This window comes from Streptomyces sp. NPDC002564, from assembly GCF_042889645.1.
In the GTDB taxonomy this organism is placed as follows: Bacteria; Actinomycetota; Actinomycetes; order Streptomycetales; family Streptomycetaceae; genus Streptomyces.
In genome coordinates this window covers 148,450-164,593 of record NZ_JBIARE010000013.1, presented here as the reverse complement: position 1 = coordinate 164,593, position 16,144 = coordinate 148,450, and the positions used below count along the sequence as shown (strand labels likewise).

General features: G+C 70.2%; 13 protein-coding genes and 1 tRNA gene. 3 read left to right on the top strand and 11 right to left on the bottom strand.

Going from position 1 to position 16,144, the window contains the following annotated elements; genetic code table 11:
* Positions 1–14: 14 nt before the first annotated feature.
* Positions 15–803: a helix-turn-helix domain-containing protein gene (locus tag ACFYXE_RS33630; protein WP_389319136.1), complete on the bottom strand. Its 789-nt coding sequence runs from the start codon at positions 801–803 to the stop codon at positions 15–17.
* 83 nt (positions 804–886) lie between these two features.
* Positions 887–969: transfer RNA gene (locus ACFYXE_RS33625), tRNA-Leu, on the bottom strand.
* A gap of 93 nt (positions 970–1,062) precedes the next feature.
* Here ACFYXE_RS33625 and ACFYXE_RS33620 point away from each other — a divergent pair.
* The gene (locus tag ACFYXE_RS33620; protein ID WP_389319134.1) at positions 1,063–1,719 is read left to right on the top strand and encodes an ANTAR domain-containing response regulator; all 657 of its coding nucleotides are present in this window, start codon (positions 1,063–1,065) and stop codon (positions 1,717–1,719) included.
* A gap of 90 nt (positions 1,720–1,809) precedes the next feature.
* Here ACFYXE_RS33620 and ACFYXE_RS33615 read toward each other — a convergent pair whose 3' ends face one another.
* The 9 genes from ACFYXE_RS33615 to ACFYXE_RS33575 all read right to left on the bottom strand — a co-directional run bounded on the left by ACFYXE_RS33615 (position 1,810) and on the right by ACFYXE_RS33575 (position 11,722).
* Positions 1,810–2,526, bottom strand: a complete 717-nt coding sequence (locus ACFYXE_RS33615) for an ABC transporter ATP-binding protein (RefSeq protein WP_389319132.1) — start codon at positions 2,524–2,526, stop codon at positions 1,810–1,812.
* Positions 2,523–3,347: an ABC transporter ATP-binding protein gene (locus ACFYXE_RS33610; protein WP_361170730.1), complete on the bottom strand. Its 825-nt coding sequence runs from the start codon at positions 3,345–3,347 to the stop codon at positions 2,523–2,525. The genes ACFYXE_RS33615 and ACFYXE_RS33610 overlap by 4 nt, the downstream gene beginning before the upstream one ends.
* Before the next feature lie 2 nt (positions 3,348–3,349).
* Complete coding sequence (locus tag ACFYXE_RS33605) at positions 3,350–5,188, bottom strand: branched-chain amino acid ABC transporter permease (protein ID WP_389319130.1); 1,839 nt, start codon at positions 5,186–5,188, stop codon at positions 3,350–3,352.
* Positions 5,189–5,193: 5 nt separating this feature from the next.
* Entirely contained in the window at positions 5,194–6,123 is a 930-nt protein-coding gene (locus ACFYXE_RS33600) for a branched-chain amino acid ABC transporter permease (protein ID WP_389319128.1), read from the bottom strand.
* Between the two features lie 160 nt (positions 6,124–6,283).
* Complete coding sequence (locus ACFYXE_RS33595; protein WP_389319126.1) at positions 6,284–7,537, bottom strand: branched-chain amino acid ABC transporter substrate-binding protein; 1,254 nt, start codon at positions 7,535–7,537, stop codon at positions 6,284–6,286.
* 291 nt (positions 7,538–7,828) lie between these two features.
* Positions 7,829–8,422: a Tat pathway signal sequence domain protein gene (locus tag ACFYXE_RS33590; protein ID WP_389319124.1), complete on the bottom strand. Its 594-nt coding sequence runs from the start codon at positions 8,420–8,422 to the stop codon at positions 7,829–7,831.
* Positions 8,419–8,805, bottom strand: coding sequence for a hypothetical protein (locus ACFYXE_RS33585; protein WP_389319122.1), 387 nt, complete (start codon positions 8,803–8,805; stop codon positions 8,419–8,421). Before ACFYXE_RS33585 ends, ACFYXE_RS33590 begins: the two co-directional genes overlap by 4 nt.
* A 77-nt stretch (positions 8,806–8,882) precedes the next feature.
* Entirely contained in the window at positions 8,883–9,377 is a 495-nt protein-coding gene (locus tag ACFYXE_RS33580) for a PaaI family thioesterase (protein ID WP_389319120.1), read from the bottom strand.
* Positions 9,378–9,427: 50 nt separating this feature from the next.
* Positions 9,428–11,722: an FdhF/YdeP family oxidoreductase gene (locus ACFYXE_RS33575; RefSeq protein ID WP_389319118.1), complete on the bottom strand. Its 2,295-nt coding sequence runs from the start codon at positions 11,720–11,722 to the stop codon at positions 9,428–9,430.
* A 214-nt stretch (positions 11,723–11,936) separates the two neighbouring features.
* On the opposite strand from ACFYXE_RS33575, the gene polA reads away from it, so the two are divergent.
* Both polA and ACFYXE_RS33565 read left to right on the top strand, forming a co-directional pair.
* Positions 11,937–14,600 (top strand): DNA polymerase I, encoded by a 2,664-nt coding sequence (gene polA / locus ACFYXE_RS33570; RefSeq protein ID WP_389319172.1) that lies wholly within the window; start codon positions 11,937–11,939, stop codon positions 14,598–14,600.
* A gap of 434 nt (positions 14,601–15,034) precedes the next feature.
* Complete coding sequence (locus ACFYXE_RS33565; protein WP_389319116.1) at positions 15,035–16,015, top strand: serine hydrolase; 981 nt, start codon at positions 15,035–15,037, stop codon at positions 16,013–16,015.
* Positions 16,016–16,144 lie beyond the last annotated feature (129 nt).

Below are 16,144 nucleotides of genomic sequence, written 5' to 3'. Positions count from 1 at the left end.
GCCCGCTCCGGTGGTCAGTGCTTGGGGCCCACGTGGGTGTCCATGAGCGCCACGGAGGCCTTGCGGGCCACGGAGATGTTGTACGGGTTTCCGTGCCGGGTGCAGTGCGTCCACGTGACGCCGAGCTGGTCGAGGGTGTCGGTGTAGAGCCGACGGATGTCGTCGGACTTGTTGGTGAAGAGGTACCGCGGATACTCGTACCGTTTGCGCTCACCGCCGACCGTGCGGGTCGTCCAGTTGGTGATGCGGCAGCCGTCGGAGTGGACGAGCCCGCGGACGAGGTCCCAGGGGTGGACGTCGACGATCTGCTTCTGCCAGGGCGCGAGGGCGATGGTGCGCTCGTGCTTCGGGCCTGGACCGTGCTGGGGGAACAGACACCCCAGGTGGTTGGAGTAGACCTTGATGTTCTGGCAGCCGGTTCGGCGCACCCGGCAGACGGCGTTGTCGGGGAAGACCGCGCGCATGGCCCTCTCGCAGTCGTCCTTGAGACCGGGCCACGCGTCACCACAGGTGATCATGAGGCTGGGGACGCGGTGTGCCGAGTACCGGATGATGTGCCCGTCCCCGAGATAGAGCCCCAGCAGATACGCGTAGGCCGGCCCGTCGAGGTCGCGGTCGTCGCAACGGGGGCAGGGGGGATCGTGCCGGCCCGGACAGGTGCCCCGGCGCTCGCGGTCCCGGTGCAGCCAATAGCCGACGGTCCCGGCCGGGACGTCCAGTGCGCGGGCGACGTCCGCGTTCCGTGCGCCGTCGCGGAGCAGGGCGAGGGCCCGTCGGCGCACCTCTGAGCCGTGAACGTTCATACGGCCACTCTGTGTCACGGCCCGGCGCCGGGGAAGACGAAAAGCGGAGATCCACGAGAACGTGGATCTCCGCTTTCGACGAGTGCCGGGTGCGGGATTCGAACCCGCAAGCCCTCTCAGGCAGAGGTGTTTGAGACCTCCGTGTATACCGTTCCACCAACCCGGCCAGGCGCTGCCGGAAGTGTACCGGGTCACCGCACGGCGCCGCAGCTAGGTAGGCTGCAGGGGCAGTGCACCTGCCATGAACGAGGAGCCCCCCGTGACCGCCCCCGAGTCGCCCCAGCCCATTGACGCGTCGGACGACGACAAGTCGCACGTGCCTCCGCTGACGACCCGTGTCGTCATCGCCGAGGACGAGGCCCTGATCCGGCTCGACCTCAAAGAGATGCTCGAGGAAGAGGGCTACAGCGTCGTGGGCGAGGCCGGTGACGGCGAGAAGGCCGTCGAGCTGGCCCGCGAGCACCAGCCGGACCTGGTGATCCTGGACGTGAAGATGCCCGTGATGGACGGCATCTCCGCGGCCGAGAAGATCGCCGAGGAGTCCATCGCCCCCGTGCTGATGCTCACCGCGTTCTCCCAGCGCGACCTCGTGGAGCGGGCCCGCGACGCCGGTGCGATGGCGTACCTCGTGAAGCCCTTCAGCAAGACCGACGTCGTCCCGGCCATCGAGATGGCCGTCTCGCGCTTCACGGAGCTGAAGACGCTGGAGAAGGAGGTCGCCGACCTCTCCCAGCGCCTGGAGACCCGCAAGCTGGTGGACCGCGCGAAGTCGATCCTGCAGACGGAGTACGGCCTCACCGAGCCCGCCGCGTTCCGCTGGATCCAGAAGACGTCGATGGACCGCAGGCTGTCCATGCAGCAGGTCGCCGAGGCCGTCATCGAGGACGCCGAGGAGAAGAAGGCGTCCAAGGGCTAGCCCCGGGCGCGTACGGACGTACGGCGTACGAGGAGGCCCGCACCCCGGGACGGGGTGCGGGCCTCCTCGTGTGCGCGGCGGCGGGGCCGCTCAGTCCTCGCCCAGGTACGCCTTGCGCACGGACTCGTCGTGCAGCAGGTCGCTGCCCGTGCCGGAGAGGACGATCCTGCCGACCTCCATGACGTGTCCGTGGTCGGCGAGCGAGAGCGCCGCCTGGGCGTTCTGCTCGACGAGGAGGATCGTCGTGCCGTTGGCCTTGAGCTCGGCGATGGTCGCCATGATCTTCTGCATCATGATCGGCGAGAGGCCCATGGAGGGTTCGTCGAGCATGAGCAGCTTGGGCCGGGACATCAGGGCGCGGCCCATGGCGAGCATCTGCTGTTCGCCGCCGGAGAGGGTGCCCGCGGCCTGCTTCTTGCGTTCCCCGAGGATGGGGAAGAGCTCGTAGGCGCGCTGGATGTCCTTCTCGATGCCCGCCTTGTCGGAGCGGAGGTAGGCGCCGAGGCGGAGGTTGTTCTCGATGGTCATGCGCGGGAAGATGTGCCGGCCCTCGGGGGAGTGCGCGAGGCCTTGGGCGACGATCTGGTCCGCGCGGTACTTGCGCAGCGGCTTGCCGTTGAACTTGATGGCGCCGCCGACGGGCTTGAGCAGGCCCGACAGGGTGCGCAGGGTGGTGGTCTTGCCCGCGCCGTTGGTGCCGATCAGGGTGACGACCTCGCCGGCGTCGACCTTGAAGGTGATGCCCTTGACGGCTTCGATCTTGCCGTAGGCGACGCGGAGGTCCTCGACCTCAAGGAGTGCGGTCATGAGTTGTTCTCCTCGAAGGGCTCGCCGAGGTAGGCGGCGATGACGCGGTCGTCCTGCTGCACCGTCTCGCTGGTGCCTTCGACGAGTTTCTCGCCCTGGACGAGGACGGCGACGCGGTCGCAGAGGTTGAAGATGAAGCGCATGTCGTGCTCGATGACGAGGATGGCGATGCCCATGTCCCGGATGGCGAAGACGAGTTCTTCGGTGGCGCGGGTTTCCTGGGGGTTCATGCCGGCGGTGGGCTCGTCGAGGAGGAGCAGGCCGGGTTCGCTGGCGAGGGCGCGGGCGATTTCCAGCTTGCGCTGTTCTCCGTAGGGGAGGTTGCGCGAGAGGTGTTCGGCCTTGTCGGCGAGGCCGACGAATTCGAGGAGTTCCATGGCGCGGGCCTTGGAGGCGGCCTCCGCCTTGTGGAAACCGGGGCCGCGCAGGAGGGCCGACCAGAGGCCTTCCTTGGTGCGGGTGTGGCGTCCGACGAGGACGTTTTCCAGGACCGTCATGTTGGCGAAGAGACGGATGTTCTGGAAGGTGCGGGCGATTCCCGCGGCGGTGACCTTGAAGGATTTGGCGGGCAGGATCTTGCCCTTGTAGCGGACTTCTCCCTCGGTGGGGATGTAGAGCCCGGTGAGGCAGTTGAAGAAGGTGGTCTTGCCGGCGCCGTTGGGGCCGATGAGGCCGACGATTTCTCCGCTGTTGACGGTGAGGTCGACGGAGCGGACGGCGGTGAGGCCGCCGAAGCGCATGGTGACGCCGCGGGCGTCGAGGACGGTCTCGCCGGCCGGGGCGGCGGGGGTGCGGTCCTCTGTGGTGGTGTCCGTGGTCATGGTCAGACCCCTGTCTTGCTGAGGGCTGCGGGCGGCGGCGTCTCGCCGGGGCTGAGCTCGGCTTCGTGGAACTCGAGTTGGCGGCGGCGGTTGGGGATGAGGCCTTCGGGGCGGAAGCGCATCAGGAGGGCGAGGGCGAGTCCGAAGGCGAACAGCTGGTAGTCGCCGAGGAATTGGAGTTTGTTGGGGATGAGGTAGAGCAGGGAGGCGCCGACGAGGGGTCCGCTGATGGTGCCCATGCCGCCGAGGACGACGGCGGCGAGCAGGAAGGCGGAGTTCGGCGGGACGGAGTTGGCGAACTGGTACTGCTCGGGGGTGACGGTGTAGGTCACGTGGGCCTGGACGGTGCCGGCGAGTCCGGCGAGGGAGGCGCCGAGGGCGAACGCGATGAGTTTGACGCGGAAGCCGTTGATGCCCATGGCGAGGGCGGCGGTCTCGTCCTCGCGGATGGCGACCCAGGCGCGGCCGATCCGGGAGTCGCCGCTGCGTCGGAAGACGAGGACGACGACGAGGGTGATGAGCAGCATCAGGAAGAAGTAGTTGGCGAAGCGGCCGATGGTGAAGCCGGCGATGCTGTGTTCGAGCCCGAAGTCGAAGCCGAGGATCTTGAGGTTCGGGATCGAGGAGATGCCGTTGGATCCGTTGGTGATGTCGGGTCCGGAGGAGCCGTCGGAGTTGTTGGCGGCGAGGCGGAAGATCTCGCCGAATCCGAGGGTGACGATGGCGAGGTAGTCGCCGCGCAGCCGCAGGGTGGGGGCGCCGATGAGGACGCCGAAGACGAGGGAGGCGCCGGCGCCGACGAGGATGGCTCCCCAGAACGGCAGGTGGACGTCGAAGGGCGAGGAGGGCGAGCCGGAGACCATGGACGCGGCGTAGGCGCCGACGCCGAGGAAGGCGACGTATCCGAGGTCGAGGAGTCCGGCGAGGCCGACGACGATGTTCAGGCCGAGGGCGACGGTGGCGAAGATGAGGATGTAGACGCCGATGGTGGCGTACTGGTCGTCGCTCTGGGTGAAGGGGAAGGCGGCGGCGGCGAGGAACGCGCCGATGAGGGTGATGTTGCGGTGGCGCGCGGTGTACGTGGAGACCTGGGCGACGAGCCCTGCCTTGGCGAGTGCGGCGAAGCTGAGGCCGACGGTGATGAGGAACCCGATGAAGAGTTCGTCGTACTCGGTGCCGATGCCGTAGGTGAAGACGAGCAGGCCGGTGGCGAGGGCCGTGATGATGATCAGGATCTCGAGGTACGAGTTGAGCTTGCGGGGCGGGGCCGGGGTTTCCGCGGCGAAGGCGCCCTTGACGATGGTGTTGGCGTTGCGTGCGCGGTGCTTGAACTGTTCCCAGGAGCTGTCTTCCTCGTCGACCGGGTAGGTGTGCGGTCGTGGGAAGGGCAGGGCGAGGGCGCCGACGAGGGCGACGAGGGTGGCGACGGCCGCGACCCAGCCGCCGGGTTCGAGGTTGGCGAGGCCGCCGAGCTTGTCGCTGATCGCGATGATCGTGTACCAGGCGGTGGCGAAGGCGGCGAGGGCGGCGAACTTGACGGCGGCGTCGGCTCCGGCGGGGGCGAGGGCGCGGACGCCCTTGACGCCGTAGGAGGCGAGGCCGAAGAGGGTGGTGAGCGCGCCGGCGATGAGGACGAGCCACTGGAGGCCGCCGGGGTAGCCGTAGACGGTGAGGTCGCCGGGGAAGGCGGAGGTCCAGGTCCAGGCGAGGAAGGCGGAGATGACGGTGAGGATGCCGCCGCCGGTGGCGAGGGCGCGGGCGGGGCCGACGGGGAGGGGGATGAGCCCGGTGGCGGGCTGGTCCTTGTGGAGGGTGTCGGCTGCTGTGGTGTGTGTGGTCATGGTTGTCACGCCCTGTCCGCGACGCGCTCGCCGAGGAGCCCCTGGGGCCTGACGAGGAGGACGACGATGAGGAGTACGAACGCCCAGACGTCGGCCCAGGACTGGCCGCCGAGCTTGTCCATGCCGGGAACGTCGTTGATGTAGGCGGTGGCCATGGATTCGGCGAGGCCGAGGACGACGCCGCCGATCATGGCGCCGTAGATGTTCCCGATGCCGCCGAGGACGGCCGCGGTGAAGGCCTTGAGGCCGAGGATGAATCCCATGCGGAAGTCGATCTGGCCGTACTTGAGGCCGCGGGCGACGGCGGCGATGCCGGCGAAGGCGGCGCCGATGGCGAAGGCGACGACGATCACGCGGTCGGTGTTGATGCCCATGAGCTTGGCGGTGTCGGGGTCCTGCGCGGTGGCCTGCATGCCGCGGCCGATGCGGGTCTTCATGACGAAGTAGCCGAGGGCGAGCATGCACAGGGGTGCGGCGACGAGCAGGAAGATGTCGCCGGGCTGCATGGTGACGGAGCCGATGTGGATGGAGCCGCCGGGCAGTTCGGGGAAGGAGCGGGCGGACTTCGCTTCGGGGTACCAGGCCCACACGGCTTGCTGGAGGGCGAGGGAGAGTCCGATGGCCGTGATGAGCGGGGCGAGGCGTGGTGCTCCGCGCAGGGGCCGGTAGGCGAAGCGTTCGGCGCCGATGGCGATGGTGGTGGAGACGAATATCGCGCCTATCAGCATGAGGGGCACGGCGGCCCACATGCTGGTGCCTCCGGGCAGCCAGAGCCAGACCGTGAGGGCACCGAATCCGCCGGTCATGAAGATCTCGCCGTGGGCGAAGTTGATGAGCTGGACGATGCCGTAGACCATTGTGTAGCCGATGGCGATCAGGCCGTACATGGATCCCAGTAGCAGGCCGTTGACCAGCTGTTGCGGCAGTTCGTGCACCGCAGGTCCTCCGAGTCTTTCGATGTCGTACGACCGTTTCGCGGTGGCTCGTCGGCCTGCGCGCGGCCGCACGCTCCTGTGACGAATGCGACGGATGCGACACCGCGCGGGGCGCTGGCCTGCAGCGCCCCGCGCGGCGTGTCGTGGGTGCGGGTCGGGGTCAGTTGGACCCGGTGTAGGTGCCGGACTCCACGGGCTTCCAGCCGGCCTTGGGGTCGGTGGACTTGACCTGGTAGACCGTGAGCTGCTTGTTCGTGGCGTCGCCGAATTCGTCGAAGGAGACCTTGCCGGTGACTCCGTCGAAGGAGACGCCCTTCATGGCCTCGATGACCTTGGCGCGGGCGTCGTCGGGCAGCTTGCCGTCGTTGTCCTCGACGACCTTCTTGACGGCCTCGATGATGGCCCAGGCGCTGTCGTAGGAGTAGCCGCCGTAGGCCTCGTAGGCCTCCTTGAAGCCGGCCTTCTTGTAGTTGGCGATGAACTCCTTGGCGGAGGGCAGTTCCTCGACGGGCTGGCCGACGGAGGTGGCGTAGTCGCCGACGCCCTGCTTGCCGGAGAGCTTGATGAAGTCGGCGCTGTAGATGCCGTCGCCGCCGACGAGCGGGGCCTTGGACCCGGCCTGCTTCATCTGCTTGCTGAGGGGGCCGGCCTGCGGGTACTCGCCGCCGTAGTAGACGAGGTCCGCGTCGGAGTTGCGGATCTTCGTGGCGACGGCGCCGAAGTCCTTGGTGTCGGGGTTGATGTGCTCGGTGCCGACGACCTTGCCGCCGAGCTTGGTGAACTCGTCCTTGAAGGTGGCGGCGAGTCCGGCGCCGTAGGTCTTCTTGTCGTCGACGACGAAGACCTTCTTCTTCTTGGCCTTGTTGTACAGGTACTGCGCGGCGAACGGGCCCTGGATCGCGTCGGTGGTGGCCGTACGGAAGTAGGACTTGTAGGGGCGCGCCTTCTTGCCGCCGTTCCAGTCCGGGCCCTGGGTGAGGGCCGGGTTGGTGTTGGCGGGGGAGACCTGGACGAGCTTGGCGTCGTCGAAGACCTTCTGCATGGACTCGGCCACCGAGGAGTTCAGGGGGCCGACGGCGCCGAGGACGTCCTTGTCGGCGACGAGTTTGGTGGCGTTGGTCTGGCCGGACGAGGGCTGTCCCTGGTCGTCGAGGGCCTGGATCTTGAACGTGACGCCGTCGACGTACTCCTTGGCGTTGGCCTGCTTGGCGGCGAGGTCGACGGAGTTGCGGATGCCGAGGCCCAGCGCGGAGAGCTCGCCGGTCAGCGGCGCGTCGACGCCGATGACCACCGTGGTGCCGCCACCGTCGGCCTTGTCTCCGTCGTCCTTGTCGTCGCGCGAGCCACAGGCGGTGAGGGTGAGAGCCCCCGCGGTGAGAGCGGCGGTGATGGCTATGAGCGAACGTTGACGCACGATCAGTCCTTTCCCCTGGCACGGCTGTCCCTTGTTGGGATGCCGAGTCGAGCGCGGAACCGAACTGACAGGAATCCGGTGGGCGCGGTGACTGGCCGTGACTCTAAGGGCGCCTTTGTTCCTGGTGGAGTGGTCGGAGCAAGGCTGTGACGCTCTTGTTATGCCACGGAGTATTCCGGGCTGGAACACGGGGGGCGGTTGGGGCTGAATATTGCCTTGTTCGGTGGATCTCGACGTATCCGCATGCTGAGAATCTCCAGGGCAACTTGCATGACCGTACACCTGTTTCACTCATGACAGCGGTGTTCGCGGGCATGCGGCGGTCAGCGCCCTGGAAAGATCATTCGCGTATTCCGGACCCAGGATGTAACTCTGCTTCTCCATTGCGCGCGTATTACGCAGCGTAACTTCCAGGAAAGGGAGTCCGGCATTCCGGGGCACGCCCCGGCAGGTGTGAATGCGCATCCTGACGATCGATGTCCGAGGTGGGCCCGATTTCACCTCGAAAGGGGCGACGGGGGAGGTGCCGACCGAAAGCGCCACCGAGGGCTGGCCGACCCGACGCACGGTGACCGGCGGCCCCGACTCCTGGGCGAACGCGACGGTGAAGGTGAAGCTCCGGTCCCCGGGCCTCGGGTGCGACATCCGGCCCGTGTACGTCACCGAGACGCTCTGCGACGGATACGGCGCGGGCGGCGGGGGCGGGGGCTGCGGGCGGGTCAGGTAGAGGCTCAGACCGGCCGCGGCGACGAGCAGGGCCGCGCCGGCCGCGAGCGTGCCGCGCCGGTGGCGGAGCCGGTGCGGGGCGACCCGGACCGGGGGTGCCGGGGTGCCCTCGTGGCCGTAGGTGTCCTCGCCCGGCTCGACCGGGCCGATGGCGTTCACGTCCAGGGGCCTGTGCTCGGCCCGCCGTCGCGGTAGCGCTCCGCGCACCGCTCACGGGCCTGACGGGTGATCAACTTCCGTCCCGCGCCGACCGATTCGCGCCGGCGCTCGGCGCGTGCGGCGTCCAGGACCTCGCGCAGGATCAGATACTGCCCGTTCGACAGGCCCATCGACTGGTAGTCGCCGTAGGTCGAGTCGCCCGCGTCGTAGATCTTCCCCGCCCACCGGGTGATGATCGTGGCGCACAGGTCCTCGGGGGAGGTCGTGCCCGGCGAGGGGCTGGGGGACGCGTCGGGGGTCCCGGAACCGGAACCCCCGCATCCGGTGGCGGTGACGGCGACGGTGGTCAGGGCGAGCGCACAGAGCGACATCCGGTGCCTCATGCACCGACGCTAGTGCGGAGCCACACGCTCCGACAATGCGCGGGCGCCCGCCCTTCCGTCCTTCACCGGACCCGGGATCAGCCCGCGGCGCCCGCCGCGCCCGCCGAGCCGGTCTGCGGGGTCGCGTCGCGCAGCAGGCACGTCAGCCGCGCGCTGCACACCCGCTTGCCCTGCTCGTCGCTGATCACGATCTCGTACGTCGCCGTCGAGCGGCCCCGGTGCACGGGCGTCGCCACCCCGGTGACCAGGCCCGAACGGGCGCCGCGGTGGTGCGTGCAGTTCAGGTCGACGCCGACGGCGAGCTTGTCCGGCCCGCCGTGCAGCATCGCGCCGACCGAGCCGAGGGTCTCGGCCAAGACCGCGGAGGCGCCGCCGTGCAGCAGGCCGTACGGCTGGGTGTTGCCCTCCACGGGCATCGTGCCGACGACGCGCTCCGCGGCGGCCTCCAGGATCTGCACGCCCATGCGGGTGCCGAGGTGCCCCGCCGAGAACAGGGAGGGGAGGTCGACACCGAGCGAGGCGTACTCGTCGATGACCTCCTGCGGGAACTTCACGCTGTGCTGCTCGCCCATGGGGCCCGGCTCCGTTCGTTCGTCGTCGTCACCTGTCGCTGAGCAAACGCTCAATCGATCGCCGATTGTTCCAGGCGCACGACGACGGACTTGCTGGCAGGGGTGTTGCTGGTGTCCGCGGTGGCGTCCAGCGGCACCAGGACGTTCGTCTCCGGGTAGTACGCGGCGGCGCAGCCCCTGGCCGTCGGGTAGTGCACGACGCGGAAGCCCGGGGCGCGCCGCTCCACGCCGTCCTGCCACTCGCTGACCAGGTCGGCGTACGTCCCCTCGGCGAGGCCGAGCTCCGCGGCGTCGCGCGGGTTGACCAGGACCACCCGGCGGCCGTTCTTGATGCCGCGGTAGCGGTCGTCCAGGCCGTAGATGGTGGTGTTGTACTGGTCGTGGGAGCGCAGGGTCTGCAGCAGCAGCCGGCCCTCGGGCAGGGCGGGGTACTCGACGGGGGCCGCCGTGAAGTTGGCCTTGCCGGTCGCGGTGGGGAAGCGGCGCTCGTCGCGCGGGGCGTGCGGCAGGGCGAAGCCGCCGGGGTGCGCCACCTTCGCGTTGAAGTCCTCGAAGCCGGGGATCACGCGCGCGATGCGGTCGCGCACGCTCGCGTAGTCCTTCTCGAACTCCTCCCAGGGCGTGCGCGAGGCGCTGCCGAGGACGCGGCGCGCGAGGCGGCACACGATGGCCGGTTCGGACAGGAGGTGCTTGCCCGCGGGGGCCAGGCGCCCGCGCGAGGCGTGCACCATGCCCATGGAGTCCTCGACGGTCACGAACTGGTCCGCGCCCTTCCCGTCCGGGCCGGCCTGGCGGTCGCGCTCGGTGCGGCCGAGGGTGGGCAGGATCAGGGCCCGCGCGCCGGTGACCGCGTGCGAGCGGTTCAGCTTCGTCGAGACGTGCACGGTCAGCCGGGCCCGGCGCATCGCGGCCTCGGTGACCTCCGTGTCGGGCGAGGCGGAGACGAAATTGCCGCCCATGGCGAAGAAGACCTTCGCCTCGCCGTCGCGCAGCGCCCTGATGGCGCGCACGACGTCCAGGCCGTGGTGGCGGGGCGGCGCGAAGCCGAACTCCTTCTCCAGGGCGTCCAGGAAGGCGGGCGCGGGGCGCTCGAAGATGCCCATCGTGCGGTCACCCTGCACGTTCGAATGGCCGCGGACCGGGCAGACGCCCGCGCCGGGCCTGCCGATGTTCCCGCGCAGCAGGAGGAAGTTGACGACCTCGCGGATGGTGGGCACCGCGTGCTTGTGCTGGGTCAGGCCCATCGCCCAGCACACGACGGTGCGCTGGGAGGCGAGGACCATGCGCAGGGCCTCCTCGATGCGCTCGCGCTCCAGGCCGGTGGCCGCGAGGGTCTCGTCCCAGTCGGCGGCCCGGGCGGCCTCGACGAAGTCCTCGTAGCCGTGGGTGTGGTCGCGGACGAACTCCTCGTCCACCGCGCCGTCCGTCTCCAGGACGAGCTTGTTGAGGAGGCGGAACAGGGCCTGGTCGCCGCCGAGGCGGATCTGCAGGAAGAGGTCGGTCAGGGCGGTGCCCTTGAGCATGCCCTGCGCGGTCTGCGGGTTCTTGAACCGCTCCATGCCCGCCTCGGGCAGCGGATTGACCGTGATGATCTTCGCGCCGCCGTGCTTGGCCTTCTCCAGGGCGGACAGCATGCGCGGGTGGTTGGTGCCCGGATTCTGCCCGGCGACGATGATCAGGTCCGCCTGGTGGAGGTCCTCCAGGAGGACGCTGCCCTTGCCGATGCCGATCGTCTCGGTGAGCGCGGAGCCGGACGACTCATGGCACATGTTCGAACAGTCGGGGAGGTTGTTCGTGCCGAGCTCGCGGGCGAACAGCTGGTACAGGAACGCCGCTTCGTTGCTGGTGCGGCCCGAGGTGTAGAAGACGGACTCGTCGGGGGAGTCCAGCGCCGCGATCTCCTCGGCGACGATGTCGAAGGCGCGCTCCCAGGAGACCGGCTCGTAGCGCTCGGCGCCCTCGGGCAGGTACATGGGGTGGGTGAGGCGGCCCTGCTGTCCCAGCCAGTACCCACTGCGGGTGGCGAGGTCGGCGACCGGGTGCGCGGCGAAGAAGTCGGGCGTGACGCGGCGCAGGGTGGCCTCCTCGGCCACGGCCTTCGCGCCGTTCTCGCAGAACTCCGCGGCGTGCCGGTGGTCGCCCTCGGGCCAGGCGCAGCCGGGGCAGTCGAAGCCGTCCTTCTGATTGACGCGCAGCAGGGTCAGCGCGGTGCGGCGCACGCCCATCTGCTGCTGCGCGACACGCAGCGTGTGACCGATGGCGGGCAGGCCCGCGGCCGCGTGCTTGGCCTCGGCGACCTGGGGTGCGTCCTGGACCGGATCGCCCTTGGGCGGCTTGCTTGCCATGGTCGACTCTCCTTCGGGCACCTGCGTGAGCTACGTCTCCGATCCTCCCACGCACCGGTGACAATGCGGGGCTCAGGGGTCGCGCGGGACCGTACTGTCAGTGGGGCGTGGCAGGATCGGGGACGTGGCAGAAACAGCATCGAAGAAGAAGTCCGAGACCGCGGCGACCAAGGCCCGGAAGGCGGGCGGTGAGCAGCGTCCGCGCCTGCTCCTCATGGACGGGCACTCCCTGGCCTACCGGGCGTTCTTCGCGCTGCCCGCGGAGAATTTCACGACGGCGACGGGCCAGCCGACCAACGCGATCTACGGCTTCGCGTCGATGCTGGCGAACACGCTGCGCGACGAGGCGCCCACGCACTTCGCGGTGGCCTTCGACGTCTCGCGCAAGACGTGGCGCTCCGAGGAGTTCCCCGAGTACAAGGCGAACCGCTCCAAGACCCCGGACGAGTTCAAGGGGCAGGTCGAGCTGATCGGCGAGATGCTCGACGCGATGCACGCGGTGCGCTTCGCGGTCGACGGCTTCGAGGCGGACGACGTCATCGCCACCCTGGCCACGCAGGCGGAGGCGGCCGGCTTCGAGGTCCTGATCGTCACGGGCGACCGTGACTCCTTCCAGCTGATCACCGACCACGTGACGGTGCTGTACCCCACCAAGGGCGTGTCCGAGCTGACGCGCTTCACCCCGGAGAAGGTCGAGGAGAAGTACGGCCTGACCCCCGCCCAGTACCCCGACTTCGCGGCGCTGCGCGGCGACCCGTCGGACAACCTCCCGGGCATCCCCGGCGTCGGCGAGAAGACCGCCGCGAAGTGGATCAACCAGTTCGGTTCGTTCGCCGACCTGGTCGAGCGGGCCGAGGAGGTCAAGGGCAAGGCCGGGCAGAACTTCCGCGACCACCTGGAGTCGGTCAAGCTCAACCGCCGGCTGACCGAGATGGTCCGCGACGTGGAACTGCCCAGGACGGTCACCGACTTGGAGCGCGCGGCCTACGACCGTACGGCGCTCGCGATGGTCCTGGACACCCTGGAGATCCGCAACCCCTCGCTGCGCGAGCGGCTGCTCGCCGTCGACCCGGGCGCGGAGGAGGCCGAGCAGACCCCGGCCGAGCCGGGCGTGGAGCTGGACGGCACGGTCCTCGGCGCGGGCGAGCTCGCCCCGTGGCTGGCCGAGCACGGCACGGCGGTCCTGGGCGTCGCCACCGTCGACACCTGGCAGCTGGGCACGGGCACGGTCACCGAGGTGGCGCTCGCCGCCGCCGGCGGAGCGGCCGCCTGGTTCGACCCGGCCACCCTGGACGAAGCCGACGAGAACGCCTTCGCGGACTGGATCGCCGACCCCGCCAAGCCGAAGGTCCTGCACAACGCCAAGGGCGCGATGCGGGTCTTCCCCGAGCACGGCTGGAGCGTGGCGGGCGTCACCATGGACACGGCGCTCGCCGCGTACCTGGTGAAGCCGGGCCGCCGTTCCTTCGCCCTGGACGCGCTCTCCCTGGAGTACCTGGGCCGTGAGCTGGCGCCCGCGTCCGCCGCCGAGGGACAGCTCGCCTTCGGCACGGAGGAGGACGACCGCGCCGAGGCCGACTCCCTGATGTCGCAGGCCCGCACCATCCTGGACCTGGGCACCGCGTTCGGCGAGAAGCTCGCCGAGGTCGGCGCGAGCGACCTGCTCACCGACATCGAGCTGCCGACGTCCGCGCTGCTGGCCCGTCTGGAGCGGCACGGCATCGCGGCCGACCGCCCGCATCTGGAGTCCATGGAGCAGCAGTTCGCGGGCGCGGTGCAGCAGGCCGTGACGGAGGCGCACGCGGCGGCGGGCCACGAGTTCAACCTGGGCTCGCCCAAGCAGCTCCAGGAGGTCCTCTTCGGCGAGCTGAACCTCCCCAAGACGAAGAAGACCAAGACCGGCTACACCACGGACGCGGACGCCCTGGCCTGGCTCGCGGCCCAGACGGAGAACGAACTGCCGGTCATCATGCTCCGCCACCGCGAGCAGGCGAAGCTGCGGGTGACCGTCGAGGGCCTGATCAAGACGGTCGCCGCGGACGGCCGCATCCACACCACCTTCAACCAGACGGTGGCCGCGACGGGCCGGCTCTCCTCCACCGACCCGAACCTGCAGAACATCCCGGTCCGCACCGACGAGGGCCGGGCCATCCGCCGCGGCTTCGTGGTCGGTGAGGGCTTCGAGTCCCTGATGACCGCGGACTACAGCCAGATCGAGCTGCGCGTGATGGCGCACCTCTCCGAGGACGAGGGCCTCCTGGAGGCGTTCACCTCCGGCGAGGACCTGCACACGACCGTCGCCTCGCAGGTGTTCGGCGTGGCGGGCTCCGCCGTCGACGCGGAGATGCGGCGCAAGATCAAGGCGATGTCGTACGGCCTGGCGTACGGCCTGTCCGCGTTCGGCCTGTCCCAGCAGCTGAACATCGACGCGGGCGAGGCGCGGGCGCTGATGGACACGTACTTCGAGCGGTTCGGCGGCGTCCGCGACTACCTGCGCCGTGCGGTCGACGAGGCCCGTGCCACGGGGTACACGGAGACGATGCTGGGCCGTCGCCGCTACCTCCCCGACCTCAACAGCGACAACCGCCAGCGCCGCGAGATGGCCGAGCGGATGGCGCTGAACGCGCCGATCCAGGGCACGGCCGCGGACATCGTCAAGATCGCCATGCTGAACGTGCACGGGGCGCTGACCGCGGCGGAGCTCGAGTCCCGGATGCTGCTCCAGGTGCACGACGAAATCGTCCTGGAGATCGCTCCGGGGGAGCGCGCGAAGGTGGAGGAGCTGGTCCGCCGCGAGATGGCGGGGGCGGTGTCGCTGCGGGCGCCGTTGGATGTGTCGGTGGGGGTGGGGGCGGACTGGGAATCCGCCGCGCACTAGCCCTCCCGGGCGGGGGGACGGGGGGTTTTGCCCTGCCCGGGCGGGGTCGGTGGGGTGAGGCTGTCGTTCCCCCTTCCCTGCGGGTGCGATGGGGCTGGGCGCGCAGTTCCCCGCGCCCCTGACCGTGGGTGCATTCCCGTGCGCTTCGGCCTGCGGGTGCCTTGTGGCTGAGCGCGCAGTTCCCCGCGCCCCTAAAACCATGACGCACCCGCAGATCAAGGCGCGCGGGAATCCACCCACACGGTCAGGGGCGCGGGGAACTGCGCGCTCAGCCACGACGCGGCCGCGGGCACCGCACCGGGCCGGACCGCACGGGGCCGGGCCGCGGTGGAGCCGCGCGGAGTGAGGGGTTCGGGGCGAGCGCCGCGCCCCCGCTCACTCGCGTGGACCTCGGCACCGCGCCGCCGGAGCGGTCCGCGGGACAGGATGTGGGCATGGCCCCTCACCTGCGAAAGTGCCGCGCGGCTCTCGCCGCGGCGCTCACCACGGCCCTGCTCGCTCCGATACCGGCGACCGCCGCCGAAGCGGGGGTGCGGCAGGGTGCCGCGCTCTGCACGGCCGGCCGCGACCGTGGTCTCGCCGCCCGGATGTCGAAGGACATCAGGGCGGCTTTGTCGTCCCGGACGGGCAGCGTCTCCGTGGCCGTGCACGACACCCGGACCGGCCTCGTCTGCGAGCTCGCGGGCCGGCGCCAGTACGACTCGGCGAGCATCGTCAAGGTCCTGATGATGGAGGCCGCGCTGCGCCGCGCGCAGGAGTGGGGGCGCGGCCTGACCGCCTGGGAGCGGCGCCGGATCCGCCCGATGATCACCGCATCGGACAACGAGGCGGCCCGGCGCCTGTGGAGCGACCTGGGGCACCCCTACCTGGCCCGCTTCCTCGACCGCGTCGGGACGACCGCCACCGCGCTCGGCTCGTACGGCCGTTGGGGCCTGACGCGGACGACCGCCGCGGACCAGATGCGGCTGCTCGGCGTGCTCACGGGCGCCCGCGCCGTGCTCCGCCCTGGCGCCCGGGCGTACGGGCTGCGGCAGATGGCCGAGGTCCGGCGCGACCAGCGCTGGGGGGTGCCCGCGGGGATGCCGCGCGGGGTCCGCGCGCACCTCAAGAACGGCTGGCTGCCGCGGGCCACGCTCGGCTGGCGCGTGCACAGCGTCGGCGCGTTCACCGGCGAGGGCCGCACCTACCGGATCGTGGTCCTCTCGCACGGCAACCCGTCGATGGCGTACGGCGTGCGGACCGTCGAGCGCATCGCGCAGGCCGTGCACCGCGGCCTGAACAAGGGCCGTGCCGTCGGCCAGGGCCTCACGCCGGAGAGCGAGATCAGTGAGGTCCCGGACGGTTCGGCGCCCGCGGAAGGGGAGTTCGGGGAGTTCGAGGAGGGGCTCGACGGGCCGGAGGGCCTCGCTCCGTAACAGCCTTGTCGCGGTGAGTTGGCCAACCGGTAAATAACGGGCGCGAACGGGTGCCTGGGCGCGGGAAGTTGTCGTAGTGTCGCCTGAGTCGCCCCACGGGGAGTACGCGCGTACGAAGGCGAGCGTGTA

Excerpts from the sequence above, each read along its gene's own strand:
- ACFYXE_RS33630 (WP_389319136.1), bottom strand. The coding sequence starts at position 803 with ATGAACGTTCACGGCTCAGAGGTGCGCCGACGGGCCCTCGCCCTGCTC.
- ACFYXE_RS33615 (WP_389319132.1), bottom strand. The coding sequence starts at position 2,526 with ATGACCGCACTCCTTGAGGTCGAGGACCTCCGCGTCGCCTACGGCAAG.
- ACFYXE_RS33610 (WP_361170730.1), bottom strand. The coding sequence starts at position 3,347 with ATGACCACGGACACCACCACAGAGGACCGCACCCCCGCCGCCCCGGCC.
- ACFYXE_RS33605 (WP_389319130.1), bottom strand. The coding sequence starts at position 5,188 with ATGACCACACACACCACAGCAGCCGACACCCTCCACAAGGACCAGCCC.
- ACFYXE_RS33585 (WP_389319122.1), bottom strand. The coding sequence starts at position 8,805 with ATGAGGCACCGGATGTCGCTCTGTGCGCTCGCCCTGACCACCGTCGCC.
- ACFYXE_RS33580 (WP_389319120.1), bottom strand. The coding sequence starts at position 9,377 with ATGGGCGAGCAGCACAGCGTGAAGTTCCCGCAGGAGGTCATCGACGAG.
- ACFYXE_RS33575 (WP_389319118.1), bottom strand. The coding sequence starts at position 11,722 with ATGGCAAGCAAGCCGCCCAAGGGCGATCCGGTCCAGGACGCACCCCAG.
- polA (WP_389319172.1), top strand. The coding sequence starts at position 11,937 with ATGGACGGGCACTCCCTGGCCTACCGGGCGTTCTTCGCGCTGCCCGCG.
- ACFYXE_RS33565 (WP_389319116.1), top strand. The coding sequence starts at position 15,035 with ATGGCCCCTCACCTGCGAAAGTGCCGCGCGGCTCTCGCCGCGGCGCTC.